Source organism: Geothrix terrae, assembly GCF_022808775.1.
GTDB lineage: Bacteria > Acidobacteriota > Holophagae > Holophagales > Holophagaceae > Geothrix > Geothrix terrae.
Window position 1 is genome coordinate 1 of the sequence record NZ_JAKZLA010000005.1, and the last position, 17,706, is coordinate 17,706.

Sequence of the window (17,706 nt, forward strand, 5' to 3'; positions counted from 1 at the left end):
GCGCCGCGGGGCCGGCTCCTGCAGGTTCGCCAGGAACTCGTCGTTGGTCTTGGCCTTGCCCAGGCGGTCGACGAGCAGTTCCATGCTCTCGCTGGGGCCGCTGGCGCTGAGGATCTTGCGGAGCACCCAGATCTTGGCGAGCTTGGCGGCGTCGATGAGCAGGTCTTCCTTGCGGGTGCCGGACTTCTGGATGTCCATGGCCGGGAAGATACGCTTGTCGCTGAGCTTGCGGTCCAGCACGATCTCGCTGTTGCCGGTGCCCTTGAACTCTTCGAAGATCACGTCGTCCATGCGGCTGCCGGTCTCGATGAGCGCCGTGGCGATGATGGTGAGGCTGCCGCCGGCCTCGATGTTTCGGGCGGCGCCGAAGAAGCGCTTGGGGCGCTGGAGGGCATTGCTGTCCACGCCACCGGAGAGCACCTTGCCGCTGGGGGGCACCACAGTATTGTAGGCACGGCCCAGGCGGGTGATGGAGTCGAGCAGGATCACCACGTCCTTCTTGTGCTCCACCAGGCGCTTGGCCTTCTCGATGACCATCTCCGCCACCTGGACGTGCCGGGTGGCGGGCTCGTCGAAGGTGCTGGAGACCACCTCGCCCTTCACGCTGCGCTCCATGTCCGTCACTTCCTCGGGGCGCTCGTCGATGAGCAGCACGATGAGGAACACTTCCGGATGGTTGGCGGTGATGGAGTTGGCGATGTTCTGCAGCAGCACGGTCTTGCCGGTGCGCGGCGGAGCCACGATGAGGGCGCGCTGGCCCTTGCCCAGGGGCGTCATCAGGTCCATGACGCGGGTGCTGATCTCCTGGGCGTCCCGCTCCATGCGCAGGTGGTGCTTGGGGTAGAGCGGCACCAGGTCGTCGAAGTGGGCGCGGTCCTTGGCCACCATGGGCGGATCGAAGTTCACCGCGTCCACCCGCAGCATGGCGAAGAACTTCTCGCCCTCCTTGGGCGCGCGGATCATGCCGGAGAGCGTGTCGCCAGTGCGCAGGTTGAACTTCCGGATCTGGCTGGGCGAGATGTAGATGTCCTCGGGCCCGGCCAGGTAGTTCTGGTCGGGGCTGCGCAGGAAGCCGAAGCCCTCGGGCAGCACCTCCAGCACGCCCTCGGCGAAGAACTGGCCCTCGCGCTCGGCCTGGGCCTGGAGCACCCGGAACACCAGTTCCTGCTTCCGCATGGCGAGCGGGTTCTCGATCTGCAGGTCCTTCGCCAATTCGGCGAGCTTGCCGATGGAGAGTTCCTTGAGCTCTTGCAAGCTCAGGACGGCCGGGGACTGAGAAGGGGTGGCCATAGGTCACCTCAGGGGCAGGGCGAGTCGGAAGTGGCTCGGGGAAGGATGTATGGTAGGCCAGTTTCCCTTATCGGCCAAACCCGGCATCGACTTTATCCATGAAGTCCCTAATCCTGATCACGAATCCTTTGGGATCCTCGACAGGGTAGGCATGTCCGATGCCCGTCACGATCTCGAAGCGGCTGCCGGGAATGCGCTGGGCCGTCCCCAGGCATTTCCAGGGGGGGGTGAGGAGATCCTCGGCACCCGAGAGCACCAGGACCGGATCTTGGATGAGACTCAGACGCTCACAGATATCCCACCCCAGGATTCCCCGGATCTGGTGCAGGTTACCGTGCATGGGCTTTCCGACGCCGCCCGTCACCACTTGGTGGTAGGCCCGCAGGACGCCGTGCCGAGCCTCCAGGAACGCGTCGCCCCACAGGAATGGCGCCACGGCGTCGAACTGCATGAGGGGCCCGCCCACCTCCAGGCAGCGGGCCCAGTGCTCGGCCTTGAGGGCCATGGCGAAGTCGATGCGGGGCATGGCGCTTGTGAGCACCGCCCCGGCGAAGGCGCCGGGATGGGTGGTGAGCAGCTCCAGGCTCATGGCGCTCCCGTTGGAGAGGCCCAGCAGCCAGGGCCGCTCCACGCCCAGGATCTGGAATAGCTCCCAGGCCTCCGCGGCCATCAGGGCGGTGGGATAGGGGCCGTCCTCGGGCGCGTCCGACTTCCCCTGCCCCCGGCTGTCGAAGGTGAGGACGCGGTAGCGGCCCGTCAGGCCTGGCAGCACGCCGGCCCACATGGTGGTGTCCGACAACAGGCCGTTCAGCAGCACGAGCCAGGGACCATGGGGGTTCCCCTGGACGCGGTAGTGGAGCTTCAGGCCCGAACGGAGCGTGGCGAAGGTCGGGGCCGGCCTCACTTTTGCGCCTCGCTGTGTGGGCCCTGACTACCCCCCGATCGCGCAGGACATCTCGTCCTGCGCTCCCGCTCCTCGCTCCGCTCGATCGCGGAGGGGGCCCCGTCCCACATGGTCGTGTCCGACAACAGGCCGTTCAGCAGCACGAGCCAGGGACCATGGGGGTTCCCCTGGACGCGGTAGTGGAGCTTCAGGCCCGAACGGAGGGGGACGAAGGTGGGCTGGGGTCGCATCAGCCCCTCAGTTCCGATGGCTGGTACTGCGTCTCGAAGCGCCAGGCGCCGTCCTCCCAGCGGATGACGGTGCAGCCGGCCTTCTTCACTTCGAGGCTGCGGCCCGTGAGGTGGAAGATCAGCTCGCCGAGAAAGGGTTGGTGGCTGACGAGGGCCAGCACGCCGCCCGGCATCTCCGCCGCCAGCCCGCGCAGCCAGAGGTCGGCCTGCGGAGGGCGGCTCTCGGGCAGGACCAGCAAGGAGGTCTCCATCGGGAAGACCCCGGCGGCTTCCTGGAGGCAGGCCATGGTCTCCATGGCGCGCCGGTAGGGGCTGCTGAACCCCCTGGTGGGACGGTGGCCGCGGGCCACAAGCCCCTTCATGGCCGCGCGGGTCCTGGTCCAGCCTTCCCGGGTCAGGGGCCGGTCCGCATCGCGCTGGCCGGGCCGGCCATCCTCTGCGATGCCGTGGCGGATGAGCAGGATCGAAGTCATGCCGTGATCTTACCGCCCCCGCGACGCCTTCCATGCCAGCCGCGCTTCGCGGCGCCGGTGGGCGGCCAGGTAGCGGGCATCTTCCGCATAGGTGGTGGGATAGATGGGCGGCACCGGCCGCGGGCGCAGCTCGTCATCCACGTTCGTGAAGGTGAACACGCAGCTGTTCGAGAGGTTCGTCTGGGTCCGGTCGCGGCTCACGCGGATGATGTCCGTCTCCACGCAGACGCTGGTGCTGCCCGAATAGACGGCCCGGCTGAGGAACTGCAGCTTGTCGCCCATGCGCACGGGCTGGACGAAGTTGATCCGGTTCACGGCCACGATGACGGGCCGGTGCGGTGCCACCTGCTCTGCGCAGATGGCCGACTGCTCGAAGGCCTGGCGGATGAGGTGCCCGCCGAAGATCTTGGTGGGGACATTCTCGTGTTCCGGATAGGTGCGCTCCCAGCCGCTGGTGACGCACTCCGCCGCCATCAGGCCCTGGAAGCCGGATTCGTCCTGGGCCGCATGGAGGGATGCCAGCAGGGCGTATTCCTCACGGCTGGGAGGTTCCTGGGCCTGGTGCAGCTGCTGGCGGTAGGCCTCCCGCCGCTCGATGGCCCGCTCCCAGCGCCGTATCGCCAGGGCGTCGCCGGGTTCAAAACCGGGCAGCACGAGGCTCTCCGCTCCGGCGCCCGCGGTGCTGCGGGCCACCATGGTGAAGTAGCAGGAGGCGATGTGCGCGGCGGGCAGGCCCGCTCCCGCGGGGTGCTCCACGCGGATGCCCACCTCCAGGCTGGTGCGCCCCACGAAATTGACCCGGGCCCGGAACACCATGTCGCGGTGCACGTCGGCGGCGCTGCGCACGAAGATGTTGTCGATGGCCGCCGTCACCACCCGGGCTTGGGGATGGGTGCGACGCACGTAGTCCAGCGCGCACTCTTCCGCGACCTTGTCGAGCACCTCGAGGATCAGGCCGAAGCGCACGTTGGCCGGGAGATCCTGGTCGAGCACCATGTAACGCCGTCGCAAGGAGGGGTCGGAGCCCAGGGGGACGGTGAGGATGCGGTCTTCGGGATCAGCCATAGACCAGTATGGCGGAAGATTGTTGATACAGAATTGGAATATCCCTTGGAAATGATTGGGTTTCATGAGAGGCTTCCTGTTTGGGCCCCTCCCGGCTGGCGCTGTCTGCCATCTTCTGCGGGAACAGCCCCGGGAGACATCGTGAACGACCTGACCTTCGCAGCCCTCGGCTGCAGCGAAGCTCTGTTGGCCGCCCTGGCCAAGCGCGGCTTCGAGACCCCCATGCCCGTGCAGGCCCAGACCTTCAAGCCCGGCCTTGAAGGGCGCGACCTGCTGGTGCAGAGCCGCACCGGCTCCGGCAAGACGCTGGCCTTCGGCCTGCCTCTGCTGCACCGGCTCTCTGACGAGCGCCACACCCAGGCCCTCATCCTCGCACCCACGCGGGAGCTGGCCCAGCAGGTGGGCGCCGAGCTGCACAGCCTCGCGCCCAAGCTGCCCATCGCCTCCCTCGTGGGCGGAGTGGCCTACCCCCCCCAGCTCCGGGCCCTGCAGATGGGCTCTCCCGTCGTCGTGGGCACCCCGGGTCGGGTGAAGGATCATCTGGAGCGCGGCACCCTCGATTTGAGCCGCGTGAGCATGATCGTCCTCGACGAGTGCGACGAGATGCTGAACATGGGCTTCCTCGAGGACGTGGAGACCATCCTCGCCAAGGTTCCCGCCGGGCCGCAGACCTACCTGTTCTCAGCCACCCTGCCCGCCCCCATCGCCAAGCTGGCGAAGCGATTCCTCAAGGATCCGGTCCAGATCCAGCTCGCGGAGGCCGGCGAGCACGCCGTGCATGCTGACATCGCCCACACGCCCGTGCTGGTGCCGGACCACCAGCATGTGCGTGCCCTCGTGAACCTGCTGCTCCGCGATCAGCCGAGCTCCGCCCTGATCTTCACGAAGACCAAGGCCCAGACCGAGGAGGTCGCGGAAGAGCTGACGCTCTCCGGCCTGCCCGCGGCCTTCCTGCACGGCGACCTGGCCCAGGCCACCCGTACCCGCATCCTGGGCCAGTTCAAGGACGGCAAGCTGCGCTACCTGGTGGCCACGGACGTGGCCGCCCGCGGCCTCGACATCGAGGGCCTCCCCCTGGTGGTCCACGTGGGCATCCCCACCCAGCTCGAGAACTACATCCACCGCAGCGGCCGCACGGGCCGCGCCGGAGCCAAGGGCACCAGCCTGGCCCTGGTGGGCTGGAAGGAGAGTCGCATCCTGCTGGCCTGGGGCCGTCGTGGCGGGCTCAAGCTGGACTGGCGCGCCGTGCCCACGCCCGCGGAGATCCGAGAGGCCCAGGCCGCCAAGCTGCTGGACGGCATCCAGGGCGCCGCCAGCGTCGCCCTGCTCGCCCAGGCCACCCAGATGCTGAAGGACGCCGACCCAGTGCGCCTCGTCGCCGGCCTCCTGGGGCTGGTCCAGGCCGAGAAGTCCGCGGGGTTCGATCTTCCGAACGAGCCAGAGAAGAAGGCCAAGCCCCGCTTTGACACCCCCCGGGAGCGCAAGGAGGGCGGTCCCCGCCCCCAGCGCTCCTACGCGGAACGCAGCGCCGCCCGGGGCGATTCGCCCCGGCCCGATTCCGCCTTCTCCAAGACCCGCCCCGACGGCAGCTTCAAGGCCCGCCGCGAGTTCGACGAGAAGCCGCGCCCCTACCAGAAGCCCAAGCCGGAGGCCGACACTCGCCCGCGCCGCACCTGGGAGGAGCGCCCCGCTCCCAAGGACGTCTCCCGCCCCTGGAAGGCCGCGCCTGCCAAAGCCTGGAAGAAGAAGTAGCCCTTCGACGCACCAGCTCAAGGCATAAAACGAGGGCGCCATGGCGCCCTCGTTTTATGCCGATGCGGCAAAGCTGATCAGGAATACAGCCTAGGAATTCGGATCCGTCGCGTTCAGGTCCAAGGGCTTGGCGGGTTCCTCCACCACCTTGGGCTGGCCCCAGACGCGGTTCTCCATGGGCTGGGCCGCGGCCTTGTCGCGGGCCTCCTTCACTTTCTGGATGGCCTCGGCATCGCTGCCGGACTTGGGCACGGTGCCGGGCTTGAAGGCCAGATGGAGCACCTTGTCGGCGGTGGCGGAGGTGGCCAGCAGGCCCGTGTAGCGGTCGATGTCCGCCCACTCCATGCCCTCGGGGGCCTGGAAGTCCTCCCTGGGCGTGGTGGGCAGGGCCGCCTTCATGAAATCGACCCAGATGGGCAACGCCACCTTGGCGCCATCCGCCCCCCGGAAGATGGTCTTCTTCTCGTCCAGGCCCACCCACACGCCGCACACCACGCGCGTGGAGAAGCCCAGGAACCAGGCGTCCGTGTGATCGTCCGTGGTGCCGGTCTTGCCGGCCACGGGCCAGTTCAGCTCGTTGCTCTTGGCGCCGGTGCCGCTGGTGGCCACGCCCTGGAGGCACTGGATGAGCTGGTAGGTGCTCTGCGCGTCCAGCACCTGCTCCGTGGCCGCCCCGCCGTGGGTCTCCAGGACCCGGCCGTTCCGGTCCACCACCTTCTTGATGAAGAAGGGCGGAGGCGCCTGGAGGCCGTCGTTGGCGATGGTGGCGTAGCCCCGCACCATCTCCTTCAGGGTCAGGTCGGCGGAACCGAGGGCCATGCTGGGATAGGGGGGGATGCTGCTGGTGAGGCCGCACTTGCGGGCGTAGTCGATGACGTTGAGGACGCCCGTCTCCTCCAGGGTGCGGACGGCGGGAACGTTCCGGGAATCGCGCAGGGCCTCCCAGATGGGGATGGGGCCCCAGAAGTCCCGCTCGTAGTTCTTGGGTTCGTAGGGCTTCACGCCGCCGCGCAAGGGCTTGTATTCCGAGGTGCCATCCGGGAGGGTGACGGTCATGTAGTCCACGGTGTTGACGAAGCGCGTGGGCACATCCAGAACCATGCTGGCCGGCGTCTTGCCCGCGGTGAACGCCGCGCCGTAGACGAAGGCCTTCATGGTGGATCCCACCTGGCGCTGCGCCTGCATGGCGCGGTTGAACTTGGAGCGGTTGAAGTCGTAGCCGCCCACCATGGCGCGGATCTCGCCAGTCTTCGGATCCAGCGCCATCAGGGCGCCCTCCACTTGGGGCTCCTGGTCCAGTTCCAGGGTCTTCGGCGTGCCGTCATCCGCGGCCTTCACCAGGAAGAGCGGCGCGGCTCCCCGGGGCAGCAGCTTCTGGGGGTCCTTGCCGATCCAGGCGAAGGCACTGTCGGGGACCTCGAGGGTGGTCTTGCCGATGCGCACCTGGGCCTTGCCGCCCTTCCAGGCGAGGATCACCCCCCGGACGTTGTCGCCGGCCTCGAAGTAGCGCTTCCAGCCGTTGAGCTGCGTCGTGTCGGGATCCGTCACGAACTGCACGGCGTCCTTCCGGAAGCCGCGGCGGCGGTCCACCGCCTTGAGGCCATTGCGCACGGCCTCGTTGGCGGCTTCCTGCCAGAAGCTGTCCACGGTGGTGGTGACTTCCAGACCGCCGTTCAGGACCTGCTCGCGGCCGTACTTCTCGTAGAGGTACTTGCGGACCTCCTCCACGACATAGGGGGCCACGGCCTCCTCATGGGCGTTCTCGCGGGCCAGGCGGATGGGCTTGTCCATCAGCAGGCTGGCTTCCTGGGCCTTGAGGTAGTCCTCTTTCACCATCCGGACGAGGACGTGGTTGCGCCGTGCCTTGGCGGCGGCGCGGGCCTTGGGATCGGGGTTGTAGGGGTTGTACCAGTTCGGGTTCTGGACCAGCCCCGCCAGCAGGGCGCACTCCTCCACATTGAGCTGGGGGGCGCTCTTCCCGAAGTAGAACTCCGCGGCGGCCTCGATGCCATAGCGCCCGCCGCCGAAGTACACCTCGTTGGCGTACATCTCCATGATCTGCTTCTTGGAGTAGGCCTTCTCCAGCTTGCGGGCGAGGATGATCTCCTTCAGCTTCCGGTCAAGGCGCTTCTGGCGCTTGGCGGTGACCGTGCGGATGAGCTGCATGGTGAGGGTGGAAGCGCCCTCCCGCCGCCGGCCGAAGCTGGTGATGAAGTTCACGCCCGAGCGCATGATGCCCCGGGCGGAGACGCCGCTATGGCTCCAGAAATCCGAGTCCTCTGTCGCGACCAATGCGTTCACGAAGGCCTTGGGGATGTCGCCGTAGGGGATCACCACCCGGTGCTCCTCGGCGAAGATGCCGATGACGTTGCCGTCGTGATCCAGCACCTTGGTGATGGTCTTGGGCACGCGCAGGGCGAACAGCGTGAGGAAGCTGTCCGCGTCCCGCGAAAGCACGGACCAGGACACCGCCAGGGTGGCCGCGCCGGCCACCGCCAGGGCCAGGAAAGTCCACAGGGCGCGCCCGATCCAGCGCCGGGCGGGGGATGAGTGGGATGCCTGGTTCGAAGCCATGGGACAAGGATAGCGGTAGAGTGTTGCCATGCCCCAGCGATTGATCCTCGTGGCCAAGGCCAAGTCTCCGCACCTGGTGTCCACCTTGCGCGAGGCGGTCCCACCGTTCCTGGATCGGGACTGGGCCGTCAAGGGCGAACCGGACCTGGCCGAGGCCTGGGCCCAGGCCGGCCTGCCACCCGCGAAGCTGGCCCTGGATCCGGATCTAGGCACGGCGGATCCTGTCGCGGACCTCTGCCTGGTGCTCGGCGGCGATGGCACGCTGCTCCATGCGGCCCGCCGTGTGGGCATGCGGGGCACCCCCATCCTGGGCATCAACCTCGGCTCCCTGGGCTTCCTCACAGCCCATCCCGTATCTGAAGCCGGCGCCGCCGTGCAGGCCTTTCTGGCAGGGACTCTGGCGGCAGACCGGCGGCCGACGCTGGAGGTGGAGCTCTGGCGGGAGGACCGTCAGATGGTCCGGCAGACAGTGCTGAACGATGCGGTGGTGGCCAAGGGCGCCCTGGCCCGCATCATGGACATGCACCTGCGGGTGGGCAACGAGGATGCCGGCCCCATCAAGGCCGACGGCCTCATCGTGGCGACGCCCACGGGATCCACCGCCTATGCGCTGTCCGCAGGGGGACCCATCCTGCATCCCAGCCTGGAGGCCTTCGTCGTCGCCCCCATCTGCCCGCATACCCTGACACTCCGCCCGTCCGTGGTGCCGGCTTCGCGCCCCATCAGCATCACCTTGGAAGAAGCCGAGGACGCCCACCTCACCCTGGACGGCCAGGTGGGACACCGGCTGTTCCCCGGTGATGAGGTGCGCCTCCGCCAGGCTCAGACCCGCATCACCCTCCTCCAGCGCCCGGGCCTGGACTTCTTCGCCCTGCTCCAGCAGAAGCTGCACTGGGGGGATCGGTAGAAGACAGGTGGTCTGTCCCCCACAGACCGCCCGCGCCGGGGCCCATTCCTGACCTTTCGGTCGGTGGCGGTCTGCGCCGGAGCCCGCTTGTGACCACGCGCACACGGGGTGGGCATGACACTTCCCCGTGGTAGGACCTGCGTCCCTGCATGGAGTTCCCATGGCCCTCAAAGAACGACCGAAACCCTATCTGCTGCCGGAGTACTGCAAGGGCTGCGGCCGGTGTCTCGACGCCTGCGCGAAGGACTGCATCCACCTCAGCGACCAGATCAACCCCCTGACGGGCCTGGTTCCCGTGGAGCTGGACCTGACGAACTGCAACGCCTGCGGTCTCTGCATGGACGCCTGCCCCGAGCCCTACGGCCTGCGGCCCGCCCATGAGGGCGAGATCCAGGACTTCGAGCTGGAGGACCCGGCCAAGCTCTTCGGCGTGAAGCCCAGCGATGCTCCCGAGCCGGTGGACATGCCCTCGGAAGTGCTGCCCCTGCCCCGCACGGAGCCCCTGGTCATCAAGGGCACGTACGCTTCGGCCCTGGGTGCCCTGCTCGCAGGCTGCCGCCACGTCTACGGCTATCCCATCACCCCCTCCACCGAGGGCGCCGAGCTGATGGCCAAGTTCCTGCCCAAGCTCGACGGCACCTTCATCCAGGCCGTCAGCGAAGTGGCCACGGTGAACATGATGTACGGCACCGCCGGCGCGGGCCTGCCCACCATGACCTTCACCTCCTCGCCGGGCTTCAGCCTGATGCTCGAGGGCGTGTCCTACATGATCGGCGCGGAGCTGCCGGGCGTCTTCGTGAACGTCATGCGCGGCGGGCCGGGCCTCGGCAACATCGCCCCCGAGCAGGCCGACATCAAGCTCGCCTGCCACGGCCTGGGCCACGGCAACACCCGGGCCCTGGTGCTGGCGCCCGCCACGCCCCAGGAGATGCTCGACCTGACCATGCTGGCCTTCGAGCTGAGCTTCAAGTACCGCAACCCCGTGATCCTCCTCGGGGACGGCTACCTGGGCCAGATGACGGGCAAGGTCCAGCTGCCCGACACCATGATCAAGCCCGGCATTCCCAAGTGGGCGGTCTACGGCGATGCCATGCACCGCAAGAACGTCATCACGTCGATCTTCCTCACCGAGTCCGACCTCGAGGCCCACAACGTCCACCTGAACGCCAAGTACGAGGCCATGCAGGTGGAGGCCCGCGCCGAATCCTTCCTGTGCGAGGACGCGGAGGTGGTGCTCATCGCCTGCAACACCCCGGCCCGCACCGCCAAGGGCGCGGTCCAGGAGCTGCGGCACCAGGGCGTCAAGGCCGGCCTCTTCCGGCCCATCACCCTCTGGCCCTTCCCTGTGGAGGAGCTGAAGGCCGCCATCCACGGCGCCCAGCGCCTCGTGGTGGTGGAGGCCAGCGCCGGGCAGCTGGAGGACGAGATCCGCCTCGCCCTCAGCAAGGCCGGCGTCCACCAGTTCCCCGAGATCGAATCCGTGCGCCGCATGGGCGGCGTCCTGCCCCAGCAGAGCGAAATCATGACCCGGGTCCTGGGTCGGAAGGAGGTGCTCGCATGAGCAAGGCCAGCGTCTTCTACGACAAGTTCGAGCGCCATTCCCACGGTGAGGGCCTGAAGGGCCACGCCACCCACTACTGCCCCGGCTGCGGCCACGGCCTGGCCCACAAGTACCTGGCCGAGGCCATCGACGAGCTGGGCATCCAGGACCGCACGGTGGCCGTAAGCCCCGTGGGCTGCTCCGTGTTCCTCTACTACTACTTCGATGTGGGCAACACCCAGGCCGCCCACGGCCGTGCGCCCGTGGTCGCCCTCGGCCACAAGTTCGCCAACCCCGAGAGCATCGTGGTGAGCTATCAGGGCGACGGCGACCTGGCCTCCATCGGCCTCGCCGAGACCGTGGCCACGGCCCAGCTGGGCGCCCCCATCACCGTCATCTTCATCAACAACGCCATCTACGGCATGACTGGCGGCCAGATGGCCCCGACCACGCTGATGGGCCAGACCAGCTCCACCAGCCCCGCGGGCCGGAACGAGTACAACGGCCAGCCCCTGAAGATGGCCGAGCTCATCGCGGGCCTGGACGGCCCCATCTATGTGGAGCGCGTGGCCCTCTACGACGCCAAGCAGCGCATCAAGGCCAAGAAGGCCATCCACAAGGCCATGAAGCTCCAGGTGGAAGGCCGCGGGTACTCCTTCATCGAGGTGCTGGCCGAGTGCCCCACCCACCTGAAGATGAACCCCGAGGACACGGAGAAGTGGGTCAAGGAGTGCATGGAGCCCGTCTATCCCCTGGGCGTGAAGAAGGACCTCACGGTCGATCCCTGGTTCAAGCGGAACACCCCCTGCTTCAAGGGCGAGAAGATCCTCAGCCTGGCCGGGGCCACCTCCGAGCACCCCGAGCGCTTCTGCAAGGGCTTCCCCACGCACCTGGCCCCCAATGACATCTCGCTGAAGCTCGCTGGATCTGGCGGCGACGGCGCCCAGACTGCGGCCATGCTCATCGCCCGGGCCGCCATCAGCGAGGGCTTCGACGCCACCCACATCCCCAGCTACGGCCCCGAGAGCCGCGGCGGCACGTCCTACGCCGATGTCCACGTGGCCGAGGACGAGGTGCTGAACCCCGGATCCCCGGATCCCCAGGTGCTCATCGCCTTCAATGCCCCCAGCCTCGCCAAGTTCGGCCCCACGGTCCGCAAGGGCGGCTTCGTCATCTACGACAGCTCCGTGGTGACCGAGGCCCCGGCGCTGGATCCCAGCATCAAGATGTTCCCCGTGCCCTTCACGGGCATCGCCACCGACCTCGGCAAGGCCGTGGTGAAGAACATCGTGGCCCTGGGCGCTCTCCAGGCCGCCACGAACATCTTCCCCAAGGACACCCTGCTCGGCGCGATCCGAACAGCCCTGAAGGACAAGTGCGCCCTGATCCCCCTCAACGAAGAAGCCTTCGCCTGGGGCATCAAGTCGGTGGAAGCGCTCGACAAATAGGCTCGCAATCCCAGGAGGCAGCCATGACGGACATCGCCATCCAGACCACCCTCAACGCCGAGGAATGGAAGATCGTCATGGCCCTCCGGGAGATCCCGGACAGCCCGCTCCGCGCCAAGGTTTCCGGCCTTCTGGCCGAGCTGGCGCGGTTCATCCAGCAGCCCCGCTGCCTGGGCATGCAGAGTGATGGCTTCCCCTGCGGCAGCCCCCACACCAGCTGCGAGGAATGCCAGCACATGCTGAACGTCCTCGACGACCTGGCCGGGAGGATCCCGGTCCAGGGCTGAAGGCCTTTCAAGGCGGGTTAAGCTGGAGTTCCACCCACCTCGAGGACGTCATGACCAAGCTCGCCCGGGCGCTGGCCTGCCTGATCGGAACCGCAGCCGTGATCCAGGCGCAGGGCGCGCCCTCGGACCCCTGGGGGCCCGTCCGCTTCCTGGTGGGGGAATGGCAGGGCGCCATCACGGGGGATCAGGGGACGGGCACGGCCACGCGCCCCTACCGCTTCATCCTGAGCGGCCAGTTCCTCCAGGAGCGAAGCATGGCCAGCTTCCCGCCCCAGCCCCTCCACCCCGACGGCACCGTGGCCAGCCACGCCAGCTTCCTGGCCTACGACACCGCCCGGAAGGCCCTGGTGTTCCGCCTCCTCCGCCAGGAAGCATTCAGCGGTACCTTCATCCTCTCCCCGGCCCAGAGCCAGTCCACCAAGCTGGTCTTCGAAAGCGTGCAGCTGGACGGCGCCGCCACGTCGAAGGCCCGGGAAACCCTCGAACAGATCTCCCCCGAGGCATACGTGGAGACCTTCGAGGTCGCCGAGGCGGGGAAGCCGTTCTCGGTCAGGAGCCGCATCCAGTTCAAGCGGCGCCAGCCCTAGCAGGGGTATCCAATCAGCTCATGCCACCGGCCCCACCGGGGCGGCCGGAGAGGGGACCTTGCTATCCCCTATGGACCAGAAGGATGGGCCCCAACGCTCCTTCAGCACTCGTCCCATATCGTTATTTATCCATCAGTGGGATGACAAACAACGGCATTTGGCGGTGAGTCCCTGAAAACGACTTGCAGGGTGTCATCGGGTCCACATACTTCCTCCTGCGTCACGACCTCTGCTCCTCCGCCGATAAGGCCCGACCCCTAACGGACGCCAGGCCCCTTCCCCGGGGTGGCGCATCTGAAACTCCCTCAGGGCCCCCGGGCCGCTTCGCCGCGACATGACGGCAGGAGCGGCTCTGTCCCCGCTCATCTTCCACTCCCTTTCTCCTGGAGGCATTGCCATGCGCAAGCTACTGCTGTCCTCCCTGCTGGCCCTGGCCGCCGCGATACCTTTCATCACCTGCGGTGGCCGGTTCGGCGTCGACAAGGAAGGCAATCGCACCCTCGTCCTGCTCCACACCACCGACGAGCATTCCCGCCTGCTCGGCGTGGGCCCCGAGGTCGACGGCTACCCGGCCCTCGGCAAATCCCCACAAGGAAAGCTGGTGGGGGGCATCGCCCGGCGCTCCTCCATCCTCGCTGCCGAGCGGAAACGCGCGGAGGTCCTGCAGGAGAGCAGCCTGACCTTCTCCTCGGGCGACAACCTCATGGGCACCCTGTTCCAGGCCGCCTCCCTCACGGCCTCGCCGGATTACCGGGCCCTCAAGGCCCTGGGCTATGACGCCACCACTCTCGGCAACCATGAATTCGACGCGGGTCCCGCCTATCTGGCGGGTGCCCTGTATGCGGCCCAGGCCCAGGGTGGCCTCGTCCCCGTCATCGCCAGCAACATCCACTTCTCCGGAGAGGCGTCCGCACCCGACGCGGCCTTGGCCAGCCTCTACGATTCCACTGGCCAGGACAGCGCCAAGCCCATCCGGCCGTACCTGGTGCTCCGGACCACCAACGGCCTCAAGGTGGGCGTGCTGGGCGTGCTGGGGGCCATCCCGGCCGCCACCGCTCCCCTCAAAGCCCCGGTCTCCTTCACCGTGCCGGAGGATCCCAACCAGGAGCTCCAGGCCCGGGTGGACGACCTCCGGACCACGGAGAAGGTGGACCTGGTGGTCCTGCTGGCCCACGCCGGAACGGAACCCGATACCCCCGAGCTGGGCGAGAGCTACCAGATCGCCCGGAACATCGCCGGCATCGACGTGATCCTGAGCGGCCACACCCATGTGACCACCCCGCCCTTCCTGGTGGCCAACGCAACCACCGGGAAGAACGTGATCGTGGTGGAACCCGGCTGGAACGGGGAGGCCGTGGAGCGGCTCGTCCTCAAGGTCAAGCAGGACGGGACCATCCAGATGGATGCGGACCAGACCACCCTGATCCCCGTGGACGACCGCACCCCCGCTGATCCCAAGATGAGGTACCTGGTAGATGAAGCCATCCAGGCCCTCGAGACCCCCGAGGAATGGACCGGCGCTGGCCAGTCCATGCTCGAGCGGACGCTCAGCGATATCGAAGGCGCCGCCGTCGTGAATGATCCGAAGACGACCGGCGACCTGTTCTTCCGGAAGCTGGGCGCCACCACCTTCGAGCTGAAGACCAGGCCCCGCAAGGAGACCGGCATGCTCCGTCTCGCGGCCGATTCGATTCTCGCCGAGGCCGAGGCTTCCGGGGGACCCACCCACGTGAGCCTCACCTCCTACGGCAACGTCCGGGACGGCATCCACCTGGGCTACAGCGGCACCATCGCGATGTCCGACGCCTTCCGGGTCTACCCCATGGGGCTCGGCCCCGATGCCCTGGGACACTACACCCCAGGCTACGGATTGGTGCGGGTGGCCATCCCCGCCATCGAGCTGAAGGCCATCCTGGAGGTCACCGCCACCTACCCCTTCGTGTCCCTGAATGGCGCGGACCAGTACGTGCTGCCCTCCGGCGTCTCCTTCACCTTCGACACGTCCCGGCCGGTCTTCGATCCCCTGGATCCGGGCAATCCCGCCAAGGGAAGGGTCACCCGGATCGCCTTCGCCACGAACCATGCCGCTCTGGATACCTACGACTTCCCGATCTTCGATTTCACCTATTCACCGGCCGGCTGGCTGAACGCGGACTATCCCTACATGCCGGTGGTCGTGGCGACGGATGTGTACCTCGCCCTGATGGCCCAGACCCTGGGACTCGCCTACTGGCTGCCGGACGCCACGCCCGCGGATTTCGCCGGCGGGACCAAGCTGGTGACGAACATCGGCCAGGTGATGCTCTTCCGGTCCACGGACGGTTCCTCGATCAAGGCCTACGAGGCCTTCGCGAAATACGTGCGCGCCCTCTGCCAGGCCAACGGCGGCGTCCTCCCCTCTCGCTACGACGACTTGTCGACCGAGGGTGCGGCGCCCAGGCGGGCCATCGGCACCGGCCCCGGCACGGAGTGACCCCGCTGTTCGGAGCCATCCGTCAGGGTTGATCACGAAGACCGTAGGAGAAACCCTTCTCCTGCGGTCTTCGCCGATGAGGTCTACAACCCGCCCCGCAGGTTCGCGAAGGTGCGGAGCCCCCCGTCATCGGAAGGCCTCAGGAGGGCCACCAGGCGGTCTGCGTGCAGGGCCCGCAGGGGCGCGCAGGGATCGGGGAAACCTTCGGGCATGGCCCAGGTCGCCGGCGTCGTCTCTCCGGCAGGAATGACGCGGCCGTGGGCCAGGTGATCCGCCTCCACGTCAGACAGCAAGCGCGCTGGGCACCAGGGCAGCAGGTCCGCGCCGGTAAGCAGGCGCTCCCGGCCTTCGCCGGGATCCATCCAGGGGCCGATGGCCGTGCGGCGGAGGGCGGTCAGGTGGGCGCCGCACCCCAAGGCGCGACCCAGGTCCCGGGCCAGGCTGCGCACGTAGAAGCCGCCCCGGCAGGTGAGCTCCAGGGTGCTGCACCGGGGCAGCTCATGAGTTATCCAGCGGGCGGACAGCAGGAAGACGCGGCTGGGGCGCATGACCACGTCCTCGCCCCGATGCGCCTTCTTGTAGGCCGCCTCGCCCTCGATCTTCTTGGCGCTGGTGGCGGGGGGCACCTGATCCTGCCATCCCAGGAAGGGCGCCAGGGCGGCGTCCAGGGCCGCCGCGGTTAGGTGGGTGGCCGGGGCCTCCGAGATAGGCTTCCCGTGCAGGTCGCAGGTGTCCGTCTCCACACCCCAGACCACTTTGGCGAGGTAGGTCTTGGGCAGGGGATGCATCAGCTCCATGAGGCGCGTGGCCTGGCCCGCCAGCACCAGCAGCAGGCCGTCCGCGAAGGGATCCAGCGTGCCGCCGTGGCCCAGGGCCAGCTTCTTCTGCCCGGCCTCGAAGGCCCGGTGCTTGAAGCCGCGGATCACGTCAAAGCTGCTCTGGCCCACGGCCTTGTGGACGAGGTGGATCCCGGACTCCACCATTCAGGCGTCTTCCGCTTCCGGATCGACGGGGCGGGCGGCCCGCTCCTTCTCGATCTCCGCCAGCAGGGTCTCCATGTGGTTGCCTTCCTCGAGGGTACCATCCGGGAAGAAGCGCAGCTCGGGCACGCGCCGCATCTTGAGGCGGGAGGCCAGCTGGCTGCGGAGGAAGCCCGCGGCGCGGCCCAGGGCCTTGCGGGTGAGGGCGTCCTGGGCCTCCTGGTCGCCTCCATTGGCGGGCAGCACAGTGAAATACACCTTGGCCACGCTGCGGTCCGGCGAGAGCCGCACGGCGGTGAGGGTGAGGAATCCGAGCTCCGGGTCGCGGAGCTCGCGCTGGATGAGGTTCGACAGCAGGAAATGGATCTGGTCTTCGAGGCGTTCAGGGCGCTGCATGGGCTTCCTTCCATCCCCATTCTACCGGGCCTGGAGGTGTTAGCCTTCCCCGATGGCCGACTGGTTCGAAAGCTGGTTCGACGAGGACTATGCCCTGCTCTACGCGCACCGGGACGCGGAGGAGGCCCGTCTGGCCGTGGCCATGGCCTTGCGCGAAGCCCCGGAGCTGGCGGCGGGCCCCGTGCTGGACCTGGGCTGCGGCGCGGGCCGCCACCTGGAGGTCCTGCGGCGGACCAACCCGCAGGCCTTCGGCATGGACCTCTCCGCCCCCCTGCTCCGCCTGGCCCCGGGAGACCTGCGCCCCTGGCTCCTCCGCGGCGACATGCGCGCCCTGCCGGTGAGGGACGGAGCACTCTCCGGCGCCTGCCTCTGGTTCACGCCCTTCGGCTACTTCTCCGATGCCCAGAACCGCGCGCTGATGCTGGATCTCGGGCGTGTCCTCCGCCCTGGCGGCGCGCTCCTCATGGACTACCTCAACGCGGAGCTGGTGGCACACGAGCTGGTGCCCGAAGACACCCTGGAACGCTCGGGCGTGCGGGTCCAGAGCCGCCGCGCCATCGAGGGCGGCCGCATCGTGAAGCGCATGACCCTCACGCAAGTGGACACGGGGGAGACCCGCCAGGTCCTGGAGAGCGTGCGGCTCTACGACCCCGCCGAGCTCTCGGCCCTGGCCGCCGACGCGGGGCTGCGCCTGCGGACCGTGAAGGGCACCTACGCCGGGGGTCCCTTCACCGAGGACAGCCCCCGCTGGATCGGCATCTTCGAGAAGAGCCCGGTCACTGATCGCTGAGGGCGGATAG

The 17,706-nt window shown here is 68.1% G+C and carries 15 protein-coding genes; 8 read left to right on the forward strand and 7 right to left on the reverse strand.

Going from position 1 to position 17,706, the window contains the following annotated elements:
• The 4 genes from rho to MLE42_RS10500 form a co-directional block, all read right to left on the reverse strand.
• Positions 1-1,260 (reverse strand): transcription termination factor Rho (rho, locus tag MLE42_RS10485; protein ID WP_243288058.1); only part of this gene is annotated, 1,260 nt, incomplete at its 3' end.
• A gap of 97 nt (positions 1,261-1,357) precedes the next feature.
• Positions 1,358-2,194 carry an alpha/beta fold hydrolase gene (locus tag MLE42_RS10490; RefSeq protein ID WP_243287836.1) on the reverse strand — a complete coding sequence of 279 codons (837 nt, stop codon included), beginning with the start codon at positions 2,192-2,194 and terminating at the stop codon, positions 1,358-1,360.
• A gap of 229 nt (positions 2,195-2,423) precedes the next feature.
• Positions 2,424-2,897 carry a SixA phosphatase family protein gene (locus MLE42_RS10495; protein ID WP_243287837.1) on the reverse strand — a complete coding sequence of 158 codons (474 nt, stop codon included), beginning with the start codon at positions 2,895-2,897 and terminating at the stop codon, positions 2,424-2,426.
• Positions 2,898-2,906: 9 nt separating this feature from the next.
• The gene (locus tag MLE42_RS10500; RefSeq protein WP_243287838.1) at positions 2,907-3,962 is read right to left on the reverse strand and encodes an acyl-CoA thioesterase; all 1,056 of its coding nucleotides are present in this window, start codon (positions 3,960-3,962) and stop codon (positions 2,907-2,909) included.
• 141 nt (positions 3,963-4,103) lie between these two features.
• On the opposite strand from MLE42_RS10500, the gene MLE42_RS10505 reads away from it, so the two are divergent.
• On the forward strand, positions 4,104-5,714 hold the full coding sequence (locus MLE42_RS10505) for a DEAD/DEAH box helicase (RefSeq protein WP_243287839.1): 1,611 nt from the start codon (positions 4,104-4,106) through the stop codon (positions 5,712-5,714).
• Between the two features lie 90 nt (positions 5,715-5,804).
• Here the strand turns inward: MLE42_RS10505 and MLE42_RS10510 are convergent, their stop codons facing one another.
• Positions 5,805-8,318: a penicillin-binding protein 1A gene (locus MLE42_RS10510; protein ID WP_243287840.1), complete on the reverse strand. Its 2,514-nt coding sequence runs from the start codon at positions 8,316-8,318 to the stop codon at positions 5,805-5,807.
• On the opposite strand from MLE42_RS10510, the gene MLE42_RS10515 reads away from it, so the two are divergent.
• The 6 genes from MLE42_RS10515 (at position 8,317) to MLE42_RS10540 (ending at position 15,530) form a co-directional block, all read left to right on the forward strand.
• Positions 8,317-9,195: an NAD(+)/NADH kinase gene (locus MLE42_RS10515; protein ID WP_243287841.1), complete on the forward strand. Its 879-nt coding sequence runs from the start codon at positions 8,317-8,319 to the stop codon at positions 9,193-9,195. The genes MLE42_RS10510 and MLE42_RS10515 overlap by 2 nt on opposite strands.
• A gap of 160 nt (positions 9,196-9,355) precedes the next feature.
• Positions 9,356-10,756 carry a 3-methyl-2-oxobutanoate dehydrogenase subunit VorB gene (gene vorB / locus MLE42_RS10520; protein ID WP_243287842.1) on the forward strand — a complete coding sequence of 467 codons (1,401 nt, stop codon included), beginning with the start codon at positions 9,356-9,358 and terminating at the stop codon, positions 10,754-10,756.
• Positions 10,753-12,183 carry a 2-oxoacid:acceptor oxidoreductase family protein gene (locus MLE42_RS10525; RefSeq protein WP_243287843.1) on the forward strand — a complete coding sequence of 477 codons (1,431 nt, stop codon included), beginning with the start codon at positions 10,753-10,755 and terminating at the stop codon, positions 12,181-12,183. The genes vorB and MLE42_RS10525 overlap by 4 nt, the downstream gene beginning before the upstream one ends.
• Before the next feature lie 23 nt (positions 12,184-12,206).
• A complete protein-coding gene (locus MLE42_RS10530; protein WP_243287844.1) occupies positions 12,207-12,470 on the forward strand; it encodes a hypothetical protein in 264 nt (87 codons plus the stop codon).
• Between the two features lie 50 nt (positions 12,471-12,520).
• On the forward strand, positions 12,521-13,057 hold the full coding sequence (locus tag MLE42_RS10535) for a hypothetical protein (RefSeq protein WP_243287845.1): 537 nt from the start codon (positions 12,521-12,523) through the stop codon (positions 13,055-13,057).
• A gap of 397 nt (positions 13,058-13,454) precedes the next feature.
• On the forward strand, positions 13,455-15,530 hold the full coding sequence (locus MLE42_RS10540; RefSeq protein ID WP_243287846.1) for a bifunctional metallophosphatase/5'-nucleotidase: 2,076 nt from the start codon (positions 13,455-13,457) through the stop codon (positions 15,528-15,530).
• An 83-nt stretch (positions 15,531-15,613) separates the two neighbouring features.
• Here MLE42_RS10540 and truB read toward each other — a convergent pair whose 3' ends face one another.
• Positions 15,614-16,513 (reverse strand): tRNA pseudouridine(55) synthase TruB, encoded by a 900-nt coding sequence (gene truB, locus MLE42_RS10545; protein WP_243287847.1) that lies wholly within the window; start codon positions 16,511-16,513, stop codon positions 15,614-15,616.
• On the reverse strand, positions 16,514-16,906 hold the full coding sequence (gene rbfA / locus MLE42_RS10550; RefSeq protein WP_243287848.1) for a 30S ribosome-binding factor RbfA: 393 nt from the start codon (positions 16,904-16,906) through the stop codon (positions 16,514-16,516).
• Between the two features lie 52 nt (positions 16,907-16,958).
• On the opposite strand from rbfA, the gene MLE42_RS10555 reads away from it, so the two are divergent.
• Complete coding sequence (locus MLE42_RS10555) at positions 16,959-17,696, forward strand: class I SAM-dependent methyltransferase (RefSeq protein ID WP_243287849.1); 738 nt, start codon at positions 16,959-16,961, stop codon at positions 17,694-17,696.
• Positions 17,697-17,706: the final 10 nt, after the last annotated feature.

What these genes read in the sequence shown, in the direction of transcription:
- MLE42_RS10495 (WP_243287837.1), bottom strand. Translation starts at nt 2,897, where the DNA reads ATGACTTCGATCCTGCTCATCCGCCACGGCATCGCAGAGGATGGCCGG.
- MLE42_RS10500 (WP_243287838.1), bottom strand. Translation starts at nt 3,962, where the DNA reads ATGGCTGATCCCGAAGACCGCATCCTCACCGTCCCCCTGGGCTCCGAC.
- MLE42_RS10515 (WP_243287841.1), top strand. Translation starts at nt 8,317, where the DNA reads ATGCCCCAGCGATTGATCCTCGTGGCCAAGGCCAAGTCTCCGCACCTG.
- MLE42_RS10510 (WP_243287840.1), bottom strand. Translation starts at nt 8,318, where the DNA reads ATGGCAACACTCTACCGCTATCCTTGTCCCATGGCTTCGAACCAGGCA.
- vorB (WP_243287842.1), top strand. Translation starts at nt 9,356, where the DNA reads ATGGCCCTCAAAGAACGACCGAAACCCTATCTGCTGCCGGAGTACTGC.
- MLE42_RS10525 (WP_243287843.1), top strand. Translation starts at nt 10,753, where the DNA reads ATGAGCAAGGCCAGCGTCTTCTACGACAAGTTCGAGCGCCATTCCCAC.
- MLE42_RS10530 (WP_243287844.1), top strand. Translation starts at nt 12,207, where the DNA reads ATGACGGACATCGCCATCCAGACCACCCTCAACGCCGAGGAATGGAAG.
- MLE42_RS10535 (WP_243287845.1), top strand. Translation starts at nt 12,521, where the DNA reads ATGACCAAGCTCGCCCGGGCGCTGGCCTGCCTGATCGGAACCGCAGCC.
- MLE42_RS10540 (WP_243287846.1), top strand. Translation starts at nt 13,455, where the DNA reads ATGCGCAAGCTACTGCTGTCCTCCCTGCTGGCCCTGGCCGCCGCGATA.
- truB (WP_243287847.1), bottom strand. Translation starts at nt 16,513, where the DNA reads ATGGTGGAGTCCGGGATCCACCTCGTCCACAAGGCCGTGGGCCAGAGC.
- rbfA (WP_243287848.1), bottom strand. Translation starts at nt 16,906, where the DNA reads ATGCAGCGCCCTGAACGCCTCGAAGACCAGATCCATTTCCTGCTGTCG.
- MLE42_RS10555 (WP_243287849.1), top strand. Translation starts at nt 16,959, where the DNA reads ATGGCCGACTGGTTCGAAAGCTGGTTCGACGAGGACTATGCCCTGCTC.